Here is a 22367-nt window from a genome sequence, read left to right on the forward strand (position 1 = left end):
TCAGTCCGCCGATCGCAGGATGATGGCCTCGGTCGGCGGTGCCGGGTCGGCGGGTGCGCCGACGTAACCGATGCGGGTGAGAAGAGCCGAGCGGAACTCCGCCGGGCGCTCGAGATGAGGGCTGTGGCCGACGCCCGGGAGGGCGAGCTCCGTGACGTCTCCGCCGCCGGCGGCGTAGGCCGTGAGGACGTCGCGCATCTGGCTGACCATCGGCTGCGGCGGCGCGACGTCGTCCCCCGGCCAGTCGGGGATGATGCCGAGCTTGCCGAGGCTTCCCGGCTCGGCCAGCGAGGCGTCCGAGACGATCGCGTCGACCTCGCCGCGGATCCACAGCACCGGCGGCTTCGGCTCGAGTGCGACGATGCCCGACACGTCGAAGTTGCGCGGGGCCAGGGCGTTGACGACGCCGGTCGAGCCCGGCGCGTAGCCGGGCCAGGTGTCGGTGTGGACGACGTCGCCGGGATAGTTGCCGACGGCCGTCGATGTCTCCAGAACCGCTGCCACCCACTCATCCTCATGGTCACTGGCATAACCGGGCGCGACGAACGTGGCGCGGAAGACGCTCCGCGGCGAGCTCTCGGCGTCGGCGGTCGTGTCGCGCTCGGTGAGCCGCGCGACGAAGGCGGGGTTGACCGCGCCGGCGCCGGCGCCGGCGTCCTCGTCCGAGAGCCTCGATCCGTCGCGTCGGGTGCCGCCCCATCCGTAGGGCGAGATCGGGGATTCCAGGGTGAGCGAGAGCACCGGATGCTCGAGCGCATACTGCAGCGCGACGGCAGCTCCCAGCGACCACCCCACGAGGTGCGGCGCCGGAATACCCAGCGCGTCCAGCGTGGCGGCGAGGTCGTCGCTGAAGTCCCTCACCCCGCGCGTGGCGTCCACCGGCGCGTTCTCGGTGCCGCCGTACCCGCGGAGGTCGATCGCGACGGCGCGGAGATCGCTCGGGAGATCCTGCAGCATCTCCTGCCACAGCCGCGACGAGCCCACCAGCCCGTGGAGGAAAACCACCGTGCGCTCGGCAGGCGTGGCGACGTCGTCGCCTTCCCTTTCCCACACGGAAACACTCAGTCGCGGCGTCTCGATGTGCCGCGAGACGATGCCGTCGAACAGCGTCATGACGTCCTCCGCATCCCGGTCGCGGGGCCCGTCGGGCGCCCGCGTTCCGATGATATCTCCGGGCGGGCGACTGCTGCGAAAGCCGGCGTCAGGTGGACGGGAGCTCCCGCCCCGTATAGAAGGCGAAGGTCGAGTCCGCTGCTCGCCCGGCCGACTCGGCGTCGCCCCCGGCCGCGATCTGCGCGCGGGCCCAGGCATCCGCGGCCCGGCGGACGAAGGCGTTGCCCTCGTCGCTCAGCATCCACGCCTCGCCCTGCTCCGGTGTGACCTCGGAGTTCCCCGGCAGGTAGAGGGCGAGGCCCAGGAGGCCGGCGTCCCAGCCGACGCCTGTCGCGCCGGGGCCGTACTGCTCCCAGAACCCCGGCGGGGCAGCGGCGACCGGGGCGATGTGGGTGAGAGTGAGCTCCGTGGCCGCGTCACCCCGCGCACGCAGGGCCACCGACAGCCACGACACGCCACCGCCGAACTCCCACGTGACGCGGTAGGACGCCGCCCCGTCCTCGGGCGGCGTGCACGACAGCACGGTGCCGCCGGCGTTTCCGACGACCTGGTACTGCCCGCCGACCCTCAGATCGCCCTCCACCGGCGCGAACCATCGGGCGATGCGCTCGCCGACGGTCGTGGCCTCCCACACGTCGTCGAGCGGGGAGGGGTAGGTCTGCGTGAGGCTCTGGACGCGGCATTCCGCGCCATCGACCATCTCTGTGCCGAGCGAGCGGCCCACCGCATCGACCTGTGCATTCACATCGACCATCAGCGTTCTCCTTCGTCTGCGATCACGGGGTGGGGGAGGTGCGGCGTCGCTCGTGGCGGCCTCGGGCCAGCTCGGTGCCGAGCGCGTCCAGGCGGGGCGCCCAGGTCGCACGGAACTGCGAGAACCAGCGGTCGGCCTCCGCCAGCGCCTGCGGATCGAGCGCGTACAGGCGCCGTGTTCCCTCCGCGCGCACCTGGGCGAATCCGTTCTCCCGCAGCACGCGCAGGTGCTGCGACACGGCGGGCTGGCTGATGCCGAACTCGCCCTGCACGACCTCGCCGACCTCGCCCGCGCGGCGCTCGCCGTCGGCCAAGAGCTCCACGATGCGCCGCCGGACGGGGTCGCCCAGGATGTCGAGAGCGTGCATGAGGCGATTGTTTCATGCACGCTTATATAAGGCAAGCCTGAATCATGCGCGCTCGTAGGATGGGCCCATGATCACCGCTGAGGCTGCCGAGATCCCGACCGTCGCCTTCCTGGGGGCTGGATCCATGGGCGGGGCGATCCTGCACGGCCTCGTCGCCTCCGGCGCTGCGCCGCGCATCCTTGCGACCAACCGGACGACCGCGAAGGCCGAGCCGCTCGCCGCGTTCGCGGGTGTGACCAGCATCGCCCTGGAAGAGGATCCCGACGGCAATGCGCGCGCCGCCGCGGCCGCCGACATCGTTCTCGTCGGTGTGAAGCCGGCCATGGTCCCCGACCTCCTTCGCGAGATCGCGCCGCACCTTCACGCCGGCACCGTCGTGGTGAGCCTCGCGGCAGGGGTGCCGCTTGCGACGTTCCGCGAGCTGCTGGGTCCGGACGTCGTCGCCATGCGATCGATGCCCAATACGCCGGCCTTCGTCGGGAAGGCCGTGACGGGGCTCGCCGCCGAGGAGGCGGCCTCACCGGACGACATCGCGGTGGTGCGCCGCCTCTTCGAGACGGTCGGTGCGGTGGTGGAGGTGCCGGAGGCGCAGATCGACGCCCTGTCCACGATCTCCGGATCGGGACCGGCGTACGTGTTCCTGCTCATAGAGGAGCTCACCAAGGCCGCCGAGGGAAAGGGCTTCGATCACGACCAGGCGCGCCTCCTGGCCGAGCAGACGTTCATCGGCGCGGCGGCGCTCCTGGCCGACTCCGATGACGACCCGGCGGAGCTGCGTCGCAAGGTCACGAGCCCGAAGGGGACGACCGAGCGTGCGATCGCCGTGCTGCAGGAGGCGGATCTGTCGGGGCTCCTCGGCCGCGCGACCGATGCCGCCCTCGCCCGCGCGCGTGAGCTCGCCGTCGGCGCCTGACCCAGTTGCGTGAATCGGCTGCGAAAACCGCGGTTTTCGCAGCCGATTCACGCAACTGCAGTCAGCGCTCGAGCGAAGCGAACCGCTCGATGTCGGAGTTGGTCCCCGACACGATGATGACGTCGTGGTTCGTCACCACGGTGTCGGCCTCGGCGTAGCGGAAGGGCTTGCCCGGGCTCTTCACCCCCACGACGGTGACGTTGTACTTCGTCCGCACACCCGACTCGTTCAGCCCGACCCCGCGGATGAATTTCGGCGGGTAGAGCTTGGCCAGCGCGAAGTCGTCGTCGAAACGGATGAAGTCCAGCATCCGCCCGCTGACGAGGTGCGCGACGCGTTCGCCCGCCTCCCGCTCGGGGTAGATGACGTGGTTGGCGCCTACGCGGGCGAGGATCTTGCCGTGCGCCTGCGACACGGCCTTCGCCCAGATCTGGGGGACCTTGAGGTCGACGAGGTTCGCGGTGATGAGGACGGATGCCTCGATCAGCGAGCCGACCGCCACGACGGCGACCTGAAAGTCCTGGGCGCCGATCTGCTTGAGGGCGTCGATGTTGCGCGCATCGGCCTGCACCGCATGGGTGACCCGCTCCGACCACTTCTGCACGAGATCGAGGCTCTCGTCGATTGCGAGGACCTCGCGATCGAGCCGATCGAGCTCGCCCGCGCAGGCGGCCCCGAATCGTCCGAGCCCGATGACGAGCACGGGAGCGTCGCTGCGGATGCGGTCAACCAACGATGGGCCTTTCCACGGGCAGCGAGTACAGCTGCGAACGGGATGTCGCGGCCACGGCCGCGGCGAGTGTCACTGTACCAATGCGCCCCATGAACATCGTGAGCGCGAGCACGTATTTGGCTGGGTCGGGGAGCTCGGCGGTGAGCCCGGTCGACAGCCCCACGGTCGCGAAGCCCGAGATGACATCGAACAGCACCTCCTCGATGGGGGCCTGTGTGATCTGGCCGATCGTCACGGTGGAGATCGCCACGATCGTCGCCCCCCACGCCACGACGGAGAGGGCTACGCGCTGCACATCGCTCGGGATGCGGCGGCCGAAGGCCTCGACCGACGGGCGGCCCTTCGCCTCCGACCACACGGCGAGAGCGAGCACGGCCAGAGTCGTGACCTTGATGCCGCCGGCGGTGGATGCCGATCCGCCGCCCACGAACATCAGCATGGATCCGACCACGAGGGTCGAGCCGTGCATGTCGCCGATGGGGATCGTGCTGAAGCCGCCCGACCGCGTCATCGCGGACAGGAAGAATGCTTGGAACGTCGTGTCCCACGCGTCGAGGCTTCCGAACGTCTTCGGGTTGTTGTACTCCAGCAGCAGGATCACCCCGGCGCCGGCGAAGAACAGGATCACGGTCGTGATGAGCGTCAGCTTGGTGTGGAGCGACCATCGCCGCACGTGCCAGTAGTGGCGCCACAGCGTGAAGATCACCGGGAACCCGATCGAGCCGAGGAAGACGCCGATCATGAGGACGGTGAGCAGGAAGTAGTCGTCGCCGAAGGGGACGAGGCCGTCGGCGTTGGGCACGAAACCGGTGTTGGTGAACGCCATGGCGGCGTAGTACGGCGCCTCCCACAGGGCCACCAGCGGGTCGATGCCGGCGAGGATCAGGGACGGATACAGCAGCACCGTGAGCCCGGCCTCGATGACGAGGGTGGACAGAGCGACGGTCGACAGCAGCTGACCGACCTCGCCGAGGCGCACCGTCTGGCCCTCGTTCACGGGGCCGCCGTGGGCGCGGAGGGGATTGGAGTCGCCGGCGGCAATGAGCTTCGCGCGGAGCCCGAGCCGCTTGGAGATGACAAGGCCCAGGATCGAGGCGAGGGTGAGCACGCCCAGGGCGCCGACGTTGACGCCGATGTAGGTGATGATGTGGCCGAGTGGCGACCAGTGCGAGTACATGTCGACCGTCGCGAGACCGGTCACGCAGATCGTCGACACGGCCGTGAACAGCGCATCGGCCAGCGGGGTGCGCTGGCCGTCAGCGGCCGCGGCGGGGAGCGAGTACAGCGCCGTGAACAGCAGGATCAACGCGACGAAGACGAGAACGGCGAACCGTGCGGGGGAGGACGTCGTCAGGTTCCGCACGGCGTCCCAGCCGCCGTCGAGCACGTGCCGCCATCCCGGGAGGGCCCGAGGTCGCACCGGCGCTGCCGCCATCGCGTCGCCCCTTCCGTCTCGCGGCGCGCGCTCGAGGGGAACGCTCCGGCCTGTGGACCCGCTCATGGTACTCCCGGACGGGCGCGGCTAATCTGAACGCATGGCGGACATCTTCGACGTGATCGCAGACCGCACGCGCCGAGACATCCTCCAGCTTCTTCTGGACCGCTCCCTCGCGGGTTCGGACGGCACGAGCGTCTCGCAGATCGTGCAGTCGCTGGGGATCAGCCAGCCCACGGTGTCCAAGCATCTCAAGGTGCTCCGCGACGCCGAGCTCGTCTCGGTGCGCGAGGACGGCCAGCACCGGTACTACAGCCTGCTGGCCGCGCCGCTGGACGAAGTCGACGACTGGCTCGTGCCGTTCTTCACGCTCGAAGACGCCGCCTCCCCGGCGCTGCCGGAGACGGCCGTGCATGCGGCCGAGGCGGTCGGTCGTGCCGCCGCATCCGCGAAGCACGTCGTGACCTCGGCCCTGCGGAAGTTCCCCGGCCGCTGAGGCCGGGCGCGTCAGCGACGGGCGGAGCGGCGCCGGAACAGCCAGGCGCCCCAGACGAGCGCTCCCGCCAGGATTCCGACGCACCAGGCGACGGCCCATCCGGCGGTCGCGGACACGTCGCTGCCGAAGAGGAGACCCCGGATCGTCTCGATGATGGGAGTGATCGGCTGATGCTCGGCGAGCCACTGAAGCCAGACCGGCATCGTGGACACGGGCACGAAAGCACTCGACAGATACGGCAGGAACAGCAGGACGAAGCCGTAGCCGTTCGCGCCCTCGGGGCTTCTCGCCGCCAGGCCGATCGCCGCGAAGAGATACGTGACGGCCAGGATCCACAGCGAGATGACGGCGATCGCCGCGATCCAATCCCCGAGCCCGCCGGTGGGGCGGAAGCCGACGGCGACGGCGACGCCGATGACGACGCCGGTGGCGAGGAGGTTTCTCACCAGGCTCGCCACGACATGTCCGGTCAGGACGGCACCCGCCCGAAGCGGCATGGTCCGGAATCGATCGATGATCCCCGTCTTCATATCGCCGGCGACATAGAGGGCGGTCGATGACGCTCCGAAGCCCGCGCACGTGAGGATGATGCCGGGCACGACGTAGTCGACGTATCCGCCGCCCGGCTCGAGGGCGCCGCCGAACACGAAGGTGAAAAGGAGCATGAGCATCACCGGCAGCAGGATCGCCATGAGCACGGACTCGCCGTCACGCAGCGAGTGCAGGAGGCTGCGCCGCACGAAGACGCGCTCCGCGGTGAGGCCGGACAGACGCGGGCGGATGGCGACGGAGGTGCTCATGAGGGGGTCCTTTCGGCAGCGGGGGCATCGGTGAGGGCGAGGAACACGTCGTCGAGCGTGGGGCGGTGAAGGATCACCGTTCCCTCCGCCCTCATCCCATCGAGCAGGTCGAGGGCCGCGCGCACGCCGCCGACGGTCCCGTCCGTCGGGATGCTCTCGACCAGCTCGCCGGCGTCGTCGAGAACGTGGACGGCGTCGCCGCCCACGCGCGCCTTCAGCTGCGCTGCCGTCCCGGTGGCGGCGAGCCGCCCGGCGTGCAAGACGGCGATCCGGTCGGCGAGGTGGTCCGCTTCCTCGAGGTATTGCGTGGTCAGAAACACCGTGGTCCCCGCCGCAGCAAGCTCTCGGATGACGGTCCACAGCTCCCGTCGGCTACGGGTGTCCAGTCCGGTGGTGGGCTCGTCCAGGAAGAGCACCGCGGGGGTGACGACGAAGCTGAGCGCGAGGTCCAGCCGACGTCTCATGCCGCCCGAGTAGGTGCCGACGCGCCGTGACGCGGCGTCCGTGAGCTGGAAGCCCTCGATCAGTTCGCCCGCGCGTCCGCGCGCCTCGCGCGGACTCAGGCCCGACAGCCGCCCGATCATCACGAGGTTCTCGGTTCCCGTGAGGGCGTCGTCCACGGCGGCGGACTGTCCGGTCAAGGCGATTCGGCGCTGGACGGCTCTCGGATGCTGGACGACGTCGAAGCCGGCGACCTCCGCGGTGCCCGCGTCCGGGTGCAGCAGCGTCGTGAGGATCGAGATCGTCGTGGTCTTGCCGGCGCCGTTGGGGCCGAGCAGGGCGAAGATCTCGCCCGGCGCCACCTCGAAATCGAGGTCGTCGAGAACAGGGCGACCGCGGAATCTCTTCGTCAGCCCGCGGACGATGATCGCCGGTTCCATGGCGGCTCCTTACTGTGTATGCCATAAACTGTGTATGACAATAACAGACTGTGTACGCAATAAACAGATCTAGGATGATGGCGTGTCAGACGAACGCGCCGAGGTCGAGCTTCCCCGCGGCATCGCCCTCACCTGGGGGGTCGCCGCCGACCCGCAGCGCGGCCCCAAGCGGGAGATGAGCGTCGAGCGCATCGTCGAGGCGGCGGTCGAGATCGCCGACGCGGACGGGCTCGCGGCCGTCTCGATGGCGGCGGTGGCCGCGCGCTTGGGATACACGACGATGTCGCTGTACCGGTATGTCAGCGCGAAAGACGATCTCATGCTCCTGATGCAGGAGCAGGCAACCGGGCTTCCTCCCGAGAGCATCGGTGACGAGGTCGGATGGCGCGCGCGGCTGATGGCGGTCTTCCGTGCCGCCGTCGGGGTCTACATCGAGCATCCCTGGGTGCTGGACATCTCCATCACCGGCTCCCCCGCCACCCCGAACTCCGCCGCTTACATGGACGTCATGCTGGATGCTCTGGGCGAGACGCCTCTCACCGAGGACGAGCGGTTGTCCGTGGCCCTGCTGGTGACAGGCCACGCGCGCTGGTACGGGACGATCCTGTCGGTGTATGCGCGGCAAGCGCGGGAGCGCGGCCTGACGCCGGAAGAGATCTCGGCGTCGGAAGACGCGCTGTTCTCGGCCCTCATCACCGCGGAGGAGTACCCCGCGCTCCGTCGCGCGGTGGAGGCGGGAGTCTTCCGGTCGGAGGCGGATCCGTTCACCTTCGGGGTGGAGCGGATCTTGGACGGCGTGGCGGCGTACATCGATCGACTGTCTGCGGGCGGTGAGCGCGATGCCCCCGCGGAATGGCTGTCTTCCGCATCCGCCCCCGCGCTCGCGGACGACAAGCGCTATCGGGAGGCACGCAAGGCGGTGCGCGACGCGGAGAAAGCGCTCCGCGACGCTCGAAAGCTCGAACGGCAGGCGCGGAAGGATGCGTCGGAGCGCGCCGCCCGCGCGGCGCGCGGGGCGTGAGGCGTTCCCCCCGAGCGCCAGTCACAGCAGCAACGTCGGTTTACACACGTCCCGCAAAGACCCTAGAGTGTGTCCAGCACACTGCTGGGAGGATGGAGACGCCATGGCTGAGTTGCCGGACGTTCGATTCCTCACCGTCGCCGAGGTGGCTGAGCTCATGCGGGTGTCGAAGATGACGGTCTACCGTCTCGTGCACGCCGGAGAACTCCCGGCGGTGCGGTTCGGACGCAGCTACCGCGTGCCCGAATCGGCCGTGGTCGAGGCCTTGCAACGGCCCGTCTCCGACGTCGGCTAGACTGATCCGAGGCATTTTTCCGCACCTGCCTGCTCCCGGGCGTCGCTGAGCGACTCCCAGACCCCTGACATAGTGAGGTTTTCCGTGGGTTCTGTCATCAAGAAGCGCCGCAAGCGCATGGCGAAGAAGAAGCACCGCAAGCTGCTTCGCAAGACTCGTCACCAGCGCCGCAACAAGAAGTAAGCGGCCACCGCACCGAGCGCCTGTCCGATGTGACGGGCGCTTCGTGTTCGTCCCATCCGAGGTCGAGGAGCAGTCATGCAGTCCATCACCGTCCAGCAGCTGCGCGAGCGTGAGGGCGTGCCCCTCATCGACGTGCGAGAGCCCGACGAGTTCGCCGCCGGTCACGTACCCGGGGCCGTGAACGTGCCGATGTCGACCCTCGGCGATCACCTCGACGAGCTTCCCGAGGGTCCGTTCGACGTGATCTGCCAGGTCGGGGGCCGCTCGGCACGTGTCGTCGAAGCGCTCACCGCGCGCGGTCTGGACGCGACGAACGTCGACGGCGGCACCGGCGCCTGGGCCGAGGCCGGCTACGACCTCGAGCGCTGATGGCGTCTGCCGCCTCCGCGGCTCAATAGGATCGAGGGGTGCCCACCCTGACGGTCATCGGCAAGCCCGACTGCCACCTGTGCGACGTCGCCGAAGAGATCGTCGAGACCGTCGTCGCGGGGCTCCCGGATGACGTCGCCGAGTCCGTCGTGATCGAGCGCTCCTCGATTTCCGACGATCGTGGACTGTACGACCTGTGGTGGGAGAAAGTCCCCGTCGTCCTCATCGACGGGGCACTGCACGCTCATTGGCGGGTCTCCGCCGACCGCCTCCGAGCCGCCGTGCTGAACGCCGCCGGCCCATCCGAAGGAGCCTCCGCGTGAGCATCCGCCACATCGTCCTCTGGAAGCTCGCGGCGGAGGACGCCGACACTCGCGCGCTCCACGCCGAGCAGGCCGCGGAGCGCCTGCTCGCGCTGGTGGGTGTGGTGGAGGAGATCCAGCGCATGGAGGTGGCCCCGAACGTGGCGTACCCCGCCACGAACTGGGACCTCGCCCTAGTCGCCGATTTCGCCGATGTCGATGCGCTCGAGCGTTACCAGGCGCACCCCGCACACCAGGAGGCGACGGCGTTCGTGCGGTCGGTCGTCTCCGATCGCGCCGCGATCGACCTTCCGATCTGACGCCGCGCTAACGCGGCGTCTGATCTTCGTCGTCTCCCGATTGCACGGGGATGGCGTTCGTGAACGCCGACGCGCGCTCCTCGGCGGCGCTGCTGCCCGTGAACAGGCCCTCGTGCCGCCCGGAGTGGGGTTCGGCGGTGCGGCGCGTCTCGGGGTCGGTCACGAGCACCCGCTGTACGGGAAGAGCCGCCGGCATCTCGCTCTGCAGCCACGTCACCATCGCCTCGCGCACGTAGCAGCGCAGATCGAACAGGGTGGGCGCGTCGGCGGCGGTGACCAGGATGCGGATGCGCACGAAGCCGCCGGTGGCCTCGGTCACCTGCAGCACGGACGCGCGCTGGTCCCAGAGGTCGGTGCGGGCGAGCACCGCCTCCAGCTGCGTCCGCATCCGCCCCGGTGACACGCGCCAGTCGACATCGAACTCCACCGAACCGAGCAGCTCGCTGCCCTGTCGCGTCCAGTTCTCGAACGGCTGCGACGTGAAGTAGGTACAGGGGAGCACCAGGCGCCGGTCGTCCCAGAGGTCGAGCACGACGTAGCTGAGGGTGATCTCGCCCACCCTGCCCCACTGTTCCTCGACGACCACGACGTCGTCGACGCGGAGGGCATCGCTGAACGCCAGCTGCAGCCCCGCGAACATGTTGGCCAGCACGGACTGCGCCGCGAGTCCCGCGACGATCGACGCGATCCCGGCCGACGCGAGGACGCTCGCTCCCACCGCGCGCACCGCCGGGAAGGTCAGCAGGATCGCCCCGATCGCGATCACGACGATGATCGCGATCGCGAGGCGCCGCACGATGAGGGTCTGCGTGCGGATGCGACGGGCGACGCGGTTGTCGGGGACGTCGATGCGGTGACGGCCCAGCGTCACGTCGGTGGCGAAGGTGACCAGCGCCGCGAGAAGCCAGGCCGACGCGACGATCACGAGGATCGTCAGGATCTGCGTGAGCGCCGGGAGCCACGAGGCGTCGGGGAACGCCAGACCGACCGCGATCCACACGCCGGCGAGCAGCACGACCACGCGGAAGGGGCGCCGGGCGTGGCGGATGAGGCTCTCCGGCCAATGCCGCCGGCGGGCGATGAGGCGCGTGATGAGGGCGACGACGGCCGTGAAGATCAGGGCGCCGACGACGGAGGCGACGAAGGTGAGTGCGAAGATCAGCCAGGGGTTGTCGAGCATGGGGACCCACCCTACGCAGCCCGCCTCCGCGGATGCTGTCAGCCGACGGGCCGCGCGAGGACGGGGCTCGGCACCACGCCGATACGCACCGCCTCCTCGAACTCGACCCGCTCGCCGGCGGCATGCTGCACGCGCACGAGCGTGCCGTCCGCCGTGCGCACCAGGGTGCGACGGTAGCTGCCGAGGAAGGTGCTCTCCTGCACGGTCGCATCCACGCCGGGCTCGCCGGCACCGACGAGGCGCACGTTCTCCGGGCGCAGGAACACCTCCCCGTGGCCGTCGGGCGCCTCGCCCTGCAGCGGCAGATCCATGCCCCAGACCTCCACGGTGCCGCCGCTCACGATGCCCGGCACGACGCTGGAGATGCCGACGAACGCGGCGACCCCCGCTGTCGCGGGGCGCAGATACAGGTCCTCGGGAGAGCCCACCTGCTCGATGCGGCCCGCCGCCATCACGGCGATGCGGTCGGACACGGCCAGCGCCTCCTCCTGATCGTGCGTGACGAACACCGTCGTGATCCCCAGGCGCAGCTGGATGCGGCGGATCTCGTCGCGTAGCTGCACCCGCACCTTCGCGTCGAGGGCGGACAGCGGCTCGTCCAGAAGCAGAACGCGCGGCTCGGTCACGAGCGCGCGGGCCAGCGCGACCCGCTGCTGCTGACCGCCGGAGAGCTGGTGCACGAAGCGGTCGGCGAGGTGGCCCAGCCCCACCAGCTCGAGAGCGTCGCGAGCGCGTCTGGCGGCATCCGCTCTGCCGACGCCACGACGGCGGAGCCCGAACGCGGTGTTGTCCAGCACGCGCAGGTGCGGGAAGAGCGAGTACGACTGGAACACCATCCCGATGTCACGCTTGTTGGTCGGCACCGCCGACACGTCGCGCCCGCCGAGGAGCACCTCGCCGCCGGTGGCTCGTTCGAGCCCGGCGAGAACGCGCAGCGCCGTCGTCTTGCCGCATCCGGAGGGACCGAGGAGCGATACGAACTCGCCGGGGGCGATGTCGAGATCGACACCGTGCAGGACCCGCGTCGCGCCGTAGTCCTTCACGACGCCGCGGAACTGCACGCGGGTCCCCTCGCCCGCCTCCGCCAGGAGGGCGTTGTCGGATGTGCGGGGCAGCGAGCGCGGGGCGTCGGCGATCGTCATGAGGTCTTCCTTTGCCGTGCGGCGCCGACGCGGCCGGCGCGACCGATGAGAAGCAGCAGCGCGAACGCGAAGGCGAGCGCGAGGAGGGTGAAGATGGCCGCGGTCCACGCGTCCTGCCGGTTGATGACGACCAGGGCGGTCTGCAGCACCTGACGGTTGAGCAGCGACGCGATCGTGAACTCGCCCAGGACCACGGCGACGGTGATCAGGGCGGCAGCGAGGAGTCCGGTGCGGAGGTTGGGCACGATCACGCGCACGAGCACGGTGAGCCAGCCGGCCCCGAGCGTGCGAGCCGCCTCGGAGAGAGTGCGCAGATCGATCGCATCGATCGAGGCCTGGATCGCGCGATAGGTGAAGGGCAGCACGAGGATGCCGTAGGCGAACGCGAGAGTCCATGCGCCGGTCCCGAGGGTGCGGCCGATCGAGAGGTAGATCGGCGAGAGCCCGACCACGAGCACGATGGCGGGAATCGAGATGGGCAGGAGGGCGAGGAACTCGAACACGCGGCGGAGGGCGGGGAAGCGCAGCGCGACCAGCACCATCGTCGGCGTGAACAGCACCAGGACGATCGCCACCGTGACCGCGGCGAGCAGGAGCGAGTTGCCGAGCCCGGTCCACAGCGGCGCGAGAGCCCGGGCGTTCGCGGGATCGAACAGGCCGGTCCACCGATCGAGTGTGTACCCGCCATCGGGCAGGCGCAGAGTGAACAGCAGCGTGCCGACGAACGGGACGGCGAAGAAGAGTCCCACCGCGACGCCGATCACCCAGCGGACGACCGCCGGTGGCGCGAGCGGATTCATGCCTGCCACCGTGCGGCGCGGCGCTGCACCAGCGCGTACGCCGTCATGACGACGGCCACGACGACGATCATCCCGAGCGCGAGCGCGCCGGCGAGGTTCTCTCGACCGAGGAGGGTCTCACTGGTCAGGGCGGTGCGGATCTGCAGTGGCACGATCTGCGAACCCTGACTCACGAGCGCGGCGGCGGTCGCATACGACGAGAACGCGTTGGCGAACAACAGCAGGAAACTCGCCAGGAACGACGGTGCGAGCACGGGAATGCCCACGTGCAGCCAGAAGCCGCCGCGCGTGCCGCCGAGCGTGAGATGTGCTTCGGCCCATTGCGGCTTCAGCGCCGACATCGCCGGGAAGAACGTGATCACCATGAGCGGAACCTGGAAGATGATGTAGGCGATCGCAACGCCCGGGAGCGAGTAGATCCAGGGACCGTCGGCGTAGAGCTCGATCCCGAACCAGTCGCGGAGCGCGACAGTGACCACTCCGGTCGTTCCGATCGAGGCGATGAGCGTGAACGCGAGCATGACACCGCCGAACTGGGCGAGCACACCGGATGCCGCGTCGACGGTCGTGCGGACGAAACCCGTCTCGCGAAGGCCCAGCATCGCCCAGCAGACGAGGGCGCCGACGAGGGCCCCGACGGCCGCGGTGACGACGGACACCCATGTGGAGTTCCAGAACGTGGCCAGGATGACGGGGTCGGTGAGGGCGGCGAGGTTCTCACCGGTGAGCGTCCCCTCCCCGTCGAACAGACCGGAGCCCAGCGCCAGGACGGTGGGGAGGGCGAGGAAGAGCAGGACGTAGGCGGCGAAGGGAACAAGCCCGAGCCACGACCAGTCGCGCGGCCGCCCGTCGCCCCGTGGCGCGGGAGCGGAAGGCTCCGGCGCCACGGGGCTCGTCACACGGTCCAGCGGGGGACCGTCGAGAACGTCGGTGGTCACTGGACCGCTGCGGCCCACTTCTCACCCAGCAGCGTCCCCGCGTTCGTGGACTGCTCCTCGGTGGGAACGACAGTCTCCTCGGGCGCTTCCGGCAACGCCGCGGCGAGGTCCTCGTCGATCGTGCCGGCCTCGACCATCGCCTCCATGCGGGCAGGACGTGCGCCGCCCTTCAGCCACAGGTTCTGCACGTCGTCGCTGTAGAGGAACTCCTGCCACAGGCGCGCGGCGGCCGGGTGCGGAGCATCCTTGTTGATCGCCTGGTTGTAGTAGCCGGCGTAGCCGATGCCGGGGAGAACGACAGTCTCCCACGTCGGCAGATCGGCCGTGTGGGCAGCGTTGAGGTAGTCCCAGTCGAAGACGACCGGCGTCTCGCCGCTGGCGACGGTCGCGCTGGTCACATCGAGCTTGAGCATGTTGCCCGCGGCGTTGAGGTCGCTGAAGAAGTCGATGCCCGGCTGGAAGTCGTCGAGCGATCCCTCGGACTGGACCGTGGCGAGACCGACCGCGGCGAACGCGGCGCCGGCCTGGGTCGGATCACCGTTGATGGCCACGGCACCGCGGTAGTCGTCGCCGAGCAGGTCGTCGAGCGTCTCCGGGGCGTCGAAACGGGCCGAGTCGTAGCCGATCGACATGTAGCCGCCGTAGTCTCCGACGAATAGACCCGACGGCTCCTTGAGGGCGTCGGGGATGTCGTCCCACGTCTGCACCTGGTAGGGGGCGAACCAGTCGGTGTTCTGCAGCGCGACGGTGAGGCCCAGGTCGAAGACGTCCGGCGCGGTGTCCAGTCCCTCGTTGGTCTCCGCGGCCTGGATCTCCTCGGCGCTGGAGATGTCGGGCGACTGCTCGTTGATCGTGATCTCGGGGTACTGCTCGGCGAACAGGTCGAGGATCTCGCCGTAGTTCGCCCAGTCGCGGGGAAGCGCGATGACGTTGAGCTGACCCTCGGCCCTGGCTGCCTCTTCGAGCTGCTCGAACGAGCCGAAGTCCGCGACGCTCGTGGCGGCGGCCGCGTCGGCGCCGGACTCGCTCTGGCTGGAGGCCTCTGCGGTGCCGCCGGCGCAACCGGCCAGGGCGAGGGCCGCGGCGGCGGCGAGGGCGACGCCCGCGACCAGTCGGCCGGGACGCAACAGGATGGATGACATGTGTTCCTCTCGGGTGCGACGACCCCGCGCACGGGCGAGGTCGGACGAGAGGAAGCTATGCGCGTCACATGACGGCTCGACCGTCCCCGGTTGAACTCGAGGTGGCCGGTCGCGCAACTCCTCAAGATCGCACTGCCCGGCCCGGCCAGGCCGCGCGTTCACGCGGTCGCCGCGATTGCCGGCGCCGCTCTTGAGGAGTTCGGCAGGCGTCTGTGTGCGAGAGGGGCTGCCGTGCCGGGACTACGGGGCGAGGCGGGTCGGACCGCGGAAGAGGAAGGTCACCTCGCGGATGCTGCTCTCGCCGAGGAGCAGCATCAGCAGCCGGGCGAGACCCATGCCGAAACCGCCGTGGGGCGGGGTGCCGTAGCGGAAGAAGTCGAGGTAGTCGGCGACGCCGGCCAGGTCGAGCCCCTTCTCCACGGCCTGCTCCTCGAGCACGCGCACGCGGTGCTCGCGCTGCGCGCCCGTGGTGATCTCGACGCCCTTGAACAGCAGGTCGTACGACTTCGTGAGCCCGGTGTCGGGATCGCGCATGTGGTAGTACGGGCGGATCTCGGGGTGGTAGTCGGTGACGAAGACGAACTGGTGGCCGTACGTCTCTTCGATGTAGGCGGCGACCTGACGCTCGCCCTCCGGGTCGAGGTCGCCGTCGGTGCGCGGGATCTCGTACCCGCGCTGCTTCACGGTCTCCCGCGCCTCGGCCAGCGGGATGCGCGGGAACGGCACGGTCGGAACGACGACGTCGATGCCGAACAGTTCCTCGATGTCGGCGCCGTGCTTGTCCTTCACGGCCTGGATGGCGAACTGCAGGAGCTCCTCCTGCATCCGCGCGACGTCTTCGTGCGAGTCGATCCAGCTGATCTCGGCGTCCACCGACGTGAACTCCGTCGCGTGCCGCGACGTGAACGACGGGTCGGCCCGGAAGACGTCGCCGATCTCGAAGATCTTGCCGAAACCGGCCGACTGCGCCATCTGCTTGAAGTGCTGCGGGCTCTGGGCGAGGTAGGCCGTCTTGTCTTCGAAGTACTCCATGCTGAACAGCTCGGCGTTGGACTCCGAGGGGCTCGACATGAGCTTGGGGGAGTGGATCTCGATGTAGTCGCGCTCGATCCAGTACGTGCGCATGGCGTGCTCCAGAGTCGTCTGCACGCGGAAGATGAGGTTGTTGCGTGCCTGACGCAGGTCGAGGAAGCGCCAGTCCATGCGCTTGTCGAGCCCGCTGTCGGCGGCGATGGGCGTCTCCGGCAGGGCCGCGGCGGCGATGTCGAGCGCACGCACCTTGATCTCCACGCCGCCGAGCTTCACGCGCTCGTCGTGCTTGAGCTCGCCGTGCACCGTGAGGAACGTGCCGGTCGCCAGGTTCGAGATCGACTCGGTCAGCGCCAGTGCGGCGGATGCGGCGGCATCGGCGTCGTCGGCGACCTCGCGCGTCGCGGGGTTCACCAGCTGCACCGCGCCCGTCTCGTCGCGCAGGATGACGAACTGCACCTTCTTCTGATCGCGCACCGTCTCGACCCATCCCGACACCGAGACGGCGCCGTCGGGGAGGGCCTGCAGCTGCTTCACGAGAACGCGTTCACTCACAAGGGGCAGTCTACGTGCGGGCCCCGAGCGTCACCGCCGGCGGCCTCGCGATGGTCGTGGCGGCCCCCGGTGACGTCGAGGAGAACATCCGGATAACCCGAACGACTGCGGGGGAGAGCCCCCAGGCTTCGACCAGGTCTCCCTTCGTAGGGTGGGAGCGGGCCGACCCCCGGAAACCTCATGACGAACACCCTCCTCGCCGCCAGCGCCTCTTCAGACGGCTCCTGGCTGACCGCGCTCGCCGACTGGACAGTCTCGCTCATGGAGGTGATCGGCCCGATCGGCGCCGGCGTCGCGATCGCCCTGGAGAACCTCTTCCCGCCGCTGCCGAGCGAGGTCGTGCTCCCGATGGCGGGGCTCACCGCCAGCCGCGGATCCTTCACCCTCGCCGAGGCGCTCATCTGGACGACCGTCGGATCGGTCATCGGAGCCTATGTGCTGTACGGGCTCGGCCGGTGGCTGGGCGCCGACCGCCTCCGCAGAGTCGCCGGGTGGATCCCCCTGATGAAGGTCGACGACATCGACAAGACCGTCGCGTGGTTCCGGCGTCACGGCGCCGCCGCGGTCTTCTTCGGGCGCATGATCCCTCTTTTCCGCAGCCTCATCTCGATCCCGGCGGGGGTGTCGGCGATGCGCTGGTGGACCTTCGGCCTCTTGACCGCCGCCGGGAGCGCCGTGTGGAACACGATCTTCGTGATGGCCGGGTTCCTCCTCGGCGAGAACTGGCACGTCGTCGAGGCCTACGCCGACATGCTGCAGTACTTCGTGATCGCCGTCGTCGTGATCGCCGTCGTCTGGTTCCTCGTCGTCCGCATCCGCGCGGCGGTGCGCTCCCGCCGCGATGAACAGCCCGACAGCGCCTGACCTCTCGACGGCGACCTTCCTCAGCCGTCCCTCAGCGGCCCGCGCCGTAGACTGATGACGTGCCCGCCGACCGCCTCCACCTCGTGCGCCACGGCGAGGTCGACAACCCTCGACGCGTGCTCTACGGGCGCCTTCCCGGGTTCGGCCTCAGCGCCGACGGCCGGCGGATGGCGCGGCAGGCGGCCGAGTACGTGCACTCGCTCGAGCGCCCCGTGGGCGCGCTCGTGGTCTCGCCGCTGCAGCGCACGCGCGAGTCGGCGCGGCCCTTCGAGGAGTTGTTCGGCCTCGAACCGGTGATCGATGAGCGCGTCATCGAACCGACCAACGTCTTCGAGGGCCGCCGGATGCAGCGGGTCTTCTACAACCCGTGGAACTGGCGCCACCTCGCCCAGCCGGCGCTCCCGAGCTGGGGTGAGGCGTACTCCGCGATCGCGTCGCGCATGCGGGAAGCCATGGACGCGGCGTGGGACGCGGCATCCGCGGGCGATGTGGTCATCGTGTCTCACCAGCTGCCGATCTGGGTGGCCCATCTCGACATCGCCGCGTCGCCTTTCCGGCATGACCCGCGACGGCGTCGTTGCGCGCTGTCGAGCGTGACGAGCTTCGAGCGGCGCGGCGGCGGGTGGACCGAGGTGGCCTACGCCGAGCCGGCCTCCACCGCCGGAGCAGTCGATGTGGGAGCGGTGTGATGCGTCGTGTGCTGGCGGCGGTGGCCGCCGCCGCGCTCGTCCTGGGCCTCGCGGCGTGCTCGAGCGACCCGCTCGCCGAGCAGTACCGCGCCGGTGACAACAAGGGATACATCGCCGCGAACGGTTTCGAAGCCGACGAGATCGCGCCGGCCGACCGGGGCGAGAGCGTCGAGTTCTCCGGTGTCCTGGAGACCGGGGACGAGGTCTCCCACGCCGACTACGCGGGCCGCGTGCTGGTGGTGAACTTCTGGTACGCCGCGTGCGGTCCCTGCATCGTGGAGGCTCCCAGGCTGCAGGAAGCCTACGAGAGCTTCGAAGGCCAGGACGTGTCGTTCCTCGGGGTCAACACGTACGACCAGCCCGCCACGGCCGCCTCGTTCGCCCGCGACCACGGCATCTCCTACCCGAGCATCATCGCCGTCGATGACGGGGCCGTGAAGCTCGCGTTCACCGAGCATGCGCCGCTCAGCGCGACACCCGTGACCCTCGTGCTCGATGCCCAGGGCCGCGTGGCCGCCCGGGTGATCGGCGAGCTCGCGGAGGCGTCGATCCTCGAGTCGATCGTCAAGACGGTCCTCGCGGAGTCGCCGTGAACCCCGGGGCCACCGTCGTTGACGGGGCGCTCTGGGTCGCGCTGCCGATCGCCCTCGCTGCGGGTCTGGTGTCGTTCCTGTCGCCGTGCGTGCTTCCCCTGGTCCCGGGCTACCTCGGGTTCATCGGCGGAACCGTCACGCCGCGTCGTGGCGCGTCCGCCGGCGCCCCGGGGCGGGGACGGCTCCTGGGCGGAGTGCTGCTGTTCATCGCCGGCTTCACGCTCGTCTTCATGACGGTGAACGTGCTGGGGGGCACGGTCGGTCGCTTCTTCGTCGAGTTCGCCGACCCGATCACGCGCGTCATGGGCGTGGTCATCATCCTGCTGGGCCTCGTCTTCATCGGCATGTTCGGACTCGCCCAGCGCACCTTCCGCCCGCAGGCCCGCAGCAACATCGGCCTCGTCGGCGCGCCGCTGCTGGGGATCGCGCTCGGGATCGGGTGGACGCCGTGCATCGGGCCGACGCTCGCCGCCATCTTCTCGGTGTCGTGGAACCTCGGCGACCCCGGACGCGCGGCGCTCCTGGGGCTGGCCTACTCGCTGGGCCTCGGCATCCCCTTCCTCCTCCTCGCCCTCGGTTTCGGATGGGCCACGCGCTCGGTGGCGTTCCTGCGCCGTCACATCCGTGCCGTGAACCTTCTCGGTGGCGTGCTGCTCATCGTGCTCGGCCTGCTCATGGTCACCGGCGTGTGGGCCGTGTGGATGTCGCAGCTGCAGGGGGTGATCGGCAGTGTCCCCCTCCCGCTCTGACGACGACGCCGTCACGATGACCGATCCGTCGCGACCCTCCGATCACGCCGACAACGACGGCGAGGTCACCTCACCCGCGCTCGGCGTCGTGGGGTGGCTCCGGTGGGGGTGGCGGCAGCTCACGAGCATGCGCACGGCGCTCGTCCTGCTCCTTCTTCTGGCCATCGCGGCGGTGCCGGGGTCGATCGTGCCGCAGCGCAGCGCCGACCCGAACGGCGTGACGCAGTACTTCACCGACAACCCGGGTCTGGCCCCGATCCTCGACAACCTCAGCATGTTCGACGTCTATACGTCGCCGTGGTTCTCCGCGATCTACATCCTGCTCTTCGTCTCGCTCATCGGATGCGTCATCCCGCGCACGCGGCACCACGCCAAGGCGCTGCGCTCCCGGCCGCCGCGCACGCCCGCGCGCCTCTCCCGACTCGACGACGTGCGCGAGGAGATCGTCGAGCTCGCCGACGGCGAGGACGCCGACACCCTCGCATCCGAGTCGGTGAGCCTCGCTGCGGCCCAGCTGCGCTCCTCCGGCTACCGCATCGAACGGTACGACGGGCGGGGGGCGTACTCCGTCTCGGCCGAGCGCGGATACCTCCGCGAGACCGGGAACCTCGTCTTCCACACCGCGCTCATCGGCGTCCTGCTCGCCGTGGGGATCGGCGGCGGATTCACCTACACCGGCCAGACCGTGCTCGTCGAGGGCCAGGGCTTCGCCAACAGCCTGCTGGACTACACGTCGTTCAATCCGGGGCGCTTCGTCGACGAGGAGCGGCTGGAGCCGTACACGATGACGCTCGACCGTTTCGACGTCTCCTACGTTCCCGCCGGTGAGCAGGGACAGGGGCAGGCCGGCGACTTCGAGGCCCACCTGACCACCCAACTGCCGGGCGCGGATCCCGCCGACGGCACCGTCCGCGTCAACTCTCCGCTCGACATCGCCGGCGACAAGGTCTACCTCATGGGCAACGGGTACGCCCCGACGATCTCGATCACGGATGCCGACGGGCTGGAGATCTACCGGAGCTCGGTGCCGTTCCTCCCGCAGGATGCGAACATGACCTCGCTGGGCGTCGTCAAGGTCGCCGACGGCCTTCCCGAGCAGATCGGACTCATCGGCTTCTTCTATCCGACCATGCAGCCGCTGAAGTCCGGCGCCTTCTCGTCGATCTACGGGGACCTGCAATATCCGATGCTGACTCTCGACGTCTACGAGGGCGACCTCGGCATCGACGACGGCACTCCGCGCTCGGTGTACACGCTCGACGTGAGCGACATGACCCAGCTCACCGGCCGCGCCGTCGACGTCGACTCGATCCAGCTGCTGCCGGGGGAGAGCGCTCCGCTGCCCAACGGGCTCGGGACGATCACTTTCGTCGACGAGTCCCCGGCGGGGGCGACGGATGCCGGGGAGTCGGTCAAGCGGTTCGTGTCGCTGTCGATCCACCGCGACATCGCCGCGCCATGGGTGCTCGCGTTCGCCGCGCTCGCCACCGCGGGGCTCCTCGCTGCGCTGTTCGTCCCCCGGCGGCGCATGTGGGTCAAGGCGACTCCGCGCGGGCGGACGGTGGTGCTCGAGTACGCCGGGCTCGCGCGCGGCGAGGACCCGACGCTCGCGGCCGCCGTCGAACAGCTCGCCGCCCGCAGCGGGGAGGCCGTCGAGGGGTGGCGGCGTACGCCGCACGTAGACTGAGACCATGCCCGGCACCGAATCCCCGTTCTCGCTCGACTCGGTCTCCGTGCTGCTGGTCTGGACCGCGATCGCGATCTACGTGCTGGCGTTCGGGGCCTACGCGTTCGACATCGCCCGCCGCTCCGACGTGGCCGTGAAGGCGCAGGATGCCGCGCGCGAGCGCGAGCTCGTCGCCGCCGGCGGCGCAGCATCCGCCCCCGCCGCCGCGAGCATCGTCCGCACGGGGGGTGCGGCAGCCGACAGGCCGCGATACGTGTGGGCGCGGATCGGCACGTCGCTGACCGTTCTCGCCTTCCTCTTCCACGTGGCCGCGGACGTCACGCGCGGCATCGCCGCCGGACGCGTGCCGTGGTCGAACATGTACGAGTTCGCACTCACCGGCACGATGCTCATCGTCGCGGTGTACCTCGCGGTGCTGCTGCGTTACGACCTGCGCTTCCTCGGGTCCTTCATCACCGGGCTCACCGTGATCCTCCTCGGCGGGGCGACGCTGGCGTTCTACGTGCAGGTGGTGCCGCTGGCTGATCCGCTGAAGTCGGTGTGGCTCGTCATCCACGTCTTCGTCGCGTCGCTGGCGACGGCGCTGTTCGCACTGGCGTTCGGCCTGTCGGTGCTGCAGCTCCTGCAGGCACGGCGGGAGCGGCGAGCGGCATCCGGGGGGTTCCTCCGAACCCTGCCGGCATCGGATGCGCTCGAATCGCTCGCCTACCGGTTCGCGATCGTGGGCTTCATCTTCTGGACCTTCACGCTCATCGCGGGGTCGATCTGGGCCAACGACGCGTGGGGCCGCTACTGGGGCTTCGACACGAAGGAAGTGTGGACCTTCGTCATCTGGGTGCTCTACGCCGGCTACATCCACGCGCGCGCGACCCGCGGATGGCGCGGCACGCGCTCGGCGTGGCTGTCGATCATCGGCTTCACGGCGGTGCTGTTCAACTTCACGATCGTGAACATGTTCTTCAAGGGCCTCCACGCCTACTCCGGCCTGACGTCCTGACCCGCTCGCGCCCGTGAGAC

General features: G+C 69.8%; 27 protein-coding genes. 14 read left to right on the forward strand and 13 right to left on the reverse strand.

Features of this window, described 5'->3' with window-relative positions; genetic code table 11:
- The 3 genes from ACTU3I_RS06660 to ACTU3I_RS06670 form a co-directional block, all read right to left on the reverse strand.
- Nucleotides 1-1113, reverse strand: a complete 1113-nt coding sequence (locus tag ACTU3I_RS06660; RefSeq protein ID WP_442924874.1) for an alpha/beta fold hydrolase — start codon at nucleotides 1111-1113, stop codon at nucleotides 1-3.
- A gap of 88 nt (nucleotides 1114-1201) precedes the next feature.
- Nucleotides 1202-1867, reverse strand: a complete 666-nt coding sequence (locus ACTU3I_RS06665) for an SRPBCC domain-containing protein (protein ID WP_442924875.1) — start codon at nucleotides 1865-1867, stop codon at nucleotides 1202-1204.
- Nucleotides 1868-1889: 22 nt separating this feature from the next.
- Nucleotides 1890-2234: an ArsR/SmtB family transcription factor gene (locus ACTU3I_RS06670; RefSeq protein WP_442924876.1), complete on the reverse strand. Its 345-nt coding sequence runs from the start codon at nucleotides 2232-2234 to the stop codon at nucleotides 1890-1892.
- 67 nt (nucleotides 2235-2301) lie between these two features.
- Here ACTU3I_RS06670 and proC point away from each other — a divergent pair, with 67 nt between their 5' ends.
- Entirely contained in the window at nucleotides 2302-3147 is an 846-nt protein-coding gene (proC, locus tag ACTU3I_RS06675; protein ID WP_442924877.1) for a pyrroline-5-carboxylate reductase, read from the forward strand.
- Between the two features lie 61 nt (nucleotides 3148-3208).
- On the opposite strand, the gene ACTU3I_RS06680 is transcribed toward proC, so the two are convergent.
- Entirely contained in the window at nucleotides 3209-3880 is a 672-nt protein-coding gene (locus ACTU3I_RS06680; RefSeq protein ID WP_442924878.1) for a potassium channel family protein, read from the reverse strand.
- Nucleotides 3873-5315: a TrkH family potassium uptake protein gene (locus tag ACTU3I_RS06685; RefSeq protein ID WP_442925307.1), complete on the reverse strand. Its 1443-nt coding sequence runs from the start codon at nucleotides 5313-5315 to the stop codon at nucleotides 3873-3875. Before ACTU3I_RS06685 ends, ACTU3I_RS06680 begins: the two co-directional genes overlap by 8 nt.
- Nucleotides 5316-5415: 100 nt before the next feature.
- Between ACTU3I_RS06685 and ACTU3I_RS06690 the strand changes: the two genes are divergently transcribed.
- A complete protein-coding gene (locus ACTU3I_RS06690) occupies nucleotides 5416-5811 on the forward strand; it encodes an ArsR/SmtB family transcription factor (protein ID WP_442924879.1) in 396 nt (131 codons plus the stop codon).
- Between the two features lie 11 nt (nucleotides 5812-5822).
- Here the strand turns inward: ACTU3I_RS06690 and ACTU3I_RS06695 are convergent, their stop codons facing one another.
- Entirely contained in the window at nucleotides 5823-6611 is a 789-nt protein-coding gene (locus ACTU3I_RS06695; RefSeq protein WP_442924880.1) for an ABC transporter permease, read from the reverse strand.
- Nucleotides 6608-7492: an ATP-binding cassette domain-containing protein gene (locus ACTU3I_RS06700; RefSeq protein ID WP_442924881.1), complete on the reverse strand. Its 885-nt coding sequence runs from the start codon at nucleotides 7490-7492 to the stop codon at nucleotides 6608-6610. The genes ACTU3I_RS06695 and ACTU3I_RS06700 overlap by 4 nt, the downstream gene beginning before the upstream one ends.
- Before the next feature lie 82 nt (nucleotides 7493-7574).
- Between ACTU3I_RS06700 and ACTU3I_RS06705 the strand changes: the two genes are divergently transcribed.
- From ACTU3I_RS06705 to ACTU3I_RS06730, 6 genes are all read left to right on the forward strand, one after another.
- Entirely contained in the window at nucleotides 7575-8513 is a 939-nt protein-coding gene (locus ACTU3I_RS06705) for a TetR/AcrR family transcriptional regulator C-terminal domain-containing protein (protein WP_442924882.1), read from the forward strand.
- A gap of 103 nt (nucleotides 8514-8616) precedes the next feature.
- Nucleotides 8617-8808 (forward strand): helix-turn-helix domain-containing protein, encoded by a 192-nt coding sequence (locus ACTU3I_RS06710; RefSeq protein ID WP_442924883.1) that lies wholly within the window; start codon nucleotides 8617-8619, stop codon nucleotides 8806-8808.
- A gap of 84 nt (nucleotides 8809-8892) precedes the next feature.
- A complete protein-coding gene (locus tag ACTU3I_RS06715) occupies nucleotides 8893-8991 on the forward strand; it encodes a 30S ribosomal protein bS22 (RefSeq protein ID WP_003792170.1) in 99 nt (32 codons plus the stop codon).
- Nucleotides 8992-9066: 75 nt separating this feature from the next.
- Entirely contained in the window at nucleotides 9067-9360 is a 294-nt protein-coding gene (locus ACTU3I_RS06720) for a rhodanese-like domain-containing protein (protein ID WP_442924884.1), read from the forward strand.
- 38 nt (nucleotides 9361-9398) lie between these two features.
- Entirely contained in the window at nucleotides 9399-9683 is a 285-nt protein-coding gene (locus tag ACTU3I_RS06725; protein WP_442924885.1) for a glutaredoxin family protein, read from the forward strand.
- Nucleotides 9680-9982: a Dabb family protein gene (locus ACTU3I_RS06730; protein ID WP_442924886.1), complete on the forward strand. Its 303-nt coding sequence runs from the start codon at nucleotides 9680-9682 to the stop codon at nucleotides 9980-9982. Before ACTU3I_RS06725 ends, ACTU3I_RS06730 begins: the two co-directional genes overlap by 4 nt.
- 7 nt (nucleotides 9983-9989) lie before the next feature.
- Here ACTU3I_RS06730 and ACTU3I_RS06735 read toward each other — a convergent pair whose 3' ends face one another.
- The 6 genes from ACTU3I_RS06735 to aspS form a co-directional block, all read right to left on the reverse strand.
- A complete protein-coding gene (locus ACTU3I_RS06735; RefSeq protein WP_442924887.1) occupies nucleotides 9990-11162 on the reverse strand; it encodes a mechanosensitive ion channel family protein in 1173 nt (390 codons plus the stop codon).
- Between the two features lie 38 nt (nucleotides 11163-11200).
- On the reverse strand, nucleotides 11201-12304 hold the full coding sequence (locus ACTU3I_RS06740) for an ABC transporter ATP-binding protein (protein WP_442924888.1): 1104 nt from the start codon (nucleotides 12302-12304) through the stop codon (nucleotides 11201-11203).
- Nucleotides 12301-13104 (reverse strand): ABC transporter permease, encoded by an 804-nt coding sequence (locus ACTU3I_RS06745; RefSeq protein WP_442924889.1) that lies wholly within the window; start codon nucleotides 13102-13104, stop codon nucleotides 12301-12303. The genes ACTU3I_RS06740 and ACTU3I_RS06745 overlap by 4 nt, the downstream gene beginning before the upstream one ends.
- Nucleotides 13101-14042 (reverse strand): ABC transporter permease, encoded by a 942-nt coding sequence (locus tag ACTU3I_RS06750; RefSeq protein WP_442924890.1) that lies wholly within the window; start codon nucleotides 14040-14042, stop codon nucleotides 13101-13103. The genes ACTU3I_RS06745 and ACTU3I_RS06750 overlap by 4 nt, the downstream gene beginning before the upstream one ends.
- Complete coding sequence (locus ACTU3I_RS06755) at nucleotides 14039-15184, reverse strand: ABC transporter substrate-binding protein (RefSeq protein WP_442924891.1); 1146 nt, start codon at nucleotides 15182-15184, stop codon at nucleotides 14039-14041. The genes ACTU3I_RS06750 and ACTU3I_RS06755 overlap by 4 nt, the downstream gene beginning before the upstream one ends.
- A 240-nt stretch (nucleotides 15185-15424) precedes the next feature.
- Nucleotides 15425-16768, reverse strand: a complete 1344-nt coding sequence (aspS, locus tag ACTU3I_RS06760) for an aspartate--tRNA(Asn) ligase (RefSeq protein WP_442924892.1) — start codon at nucleotides 16766-16768, stop codon at nucleotides 15425-15427.
- Between the two features lie 180 nt (nucleotides 16769-16948).
- Here aspS and ACTU3I_RS06765 point away from each other — a divergent pair, with 180 nt between their 5' ends.
- Genes ACTU3I_RS06765 through ccsB form a run of 6 tightly spaced genes read left to right on the forward strand, consistent with a single transcriptional unit; the run spans nucleotide 16949 to nucleotide 22347 of the window.
- Nucleotides 16949-17632 (forward strand): DedA family protein, encoded by a 684-nt coding sequence (locus ACTU3I_RS06765; protein WP_442924893.1) that lies wholly within the window; start codon nucleotides 16949-16951, stop codon nucleotides 17630-17632.
- A gap of 59 nt (nucleotides 17633-17691) precedes the next feature.
- Nucleotides 17692-18321: a histidine phosphatase family protein gene (locus ACTU3I_RS06770; protein ID WP_442924894.1), complete on the forward strand. Its 630-nt coding sequence runs from the start codon at nucleotides 17692-17694 to the stop codon at nucleotides 18319-18321.
- Entirely contained in the window at nucleotides 18321-18914 is a 594-nt protein-coding gene (locus ACTU3I_RS06775) for a TlpA family protein disulfide reductase (RefSeq protein WP_442924895.1), read from the forward strand. The genes ACTU3I_RS06770 and ACTU3I_RS06775 overlap by 1 nt, the downstream gene beginning before the upstream one ends.
- The gene (locus ACTU3I_RS06780) at nucleotides 18911-19663 is read left to right on the forward strand and encodes a cytochrome c biogenesis CcdA family protein (RefSeq protein ID WP_442924896.1); all 753 of its coding nucleotides are present in this window, start codon (nucleotides 18911-18913) and stop codon (nucleotides 19661-19663) included. The genes ACTU3I_RS06775 and ACTU3I_RS06780 overlap by 4 nt, the downstream gene beginning before the upstream one ends.
- A gap of 16 nt (nucleotides 19664-19679) precedes the next feature.
- Nucleotides 19680-21350 (forward strand): cytochrome c biogenesis protein ResB, encoded by a 1671-nt coding sequence (gene resB / locus ACTU3I_RS06785; protein WP_442925308.1) that lies wholly within the window; start codon nucleotides 19680-19682, stop codon nucleotides 21348-21350.
- A 4-nt stretch (nucleotides 21351-21354) separates the two neighbouring features.
- Complete coding sequence (gene ccsB / locus ACTU3I_RS06790) at nucleotides 21355-22347, forward strand: c-type cytochrome biogenesis protein CcsB (protein WP_442924897.1); 993 nt, start codon at nucleotides 21355-21357, stop codon at nucleotides 22345-22347.
- The last annotated feature ends 20 nt before the right edge of the window (nucleotides 22348-22367 follow it).

The organism is Microbacterium sp. RD1, assembly GCF_052220165.1.
Classification (GTDB): Bacteria; Actinomycetota; Actinomycetes; order Actinomycetales; family Microbacteriaceae; genus Microbacterium.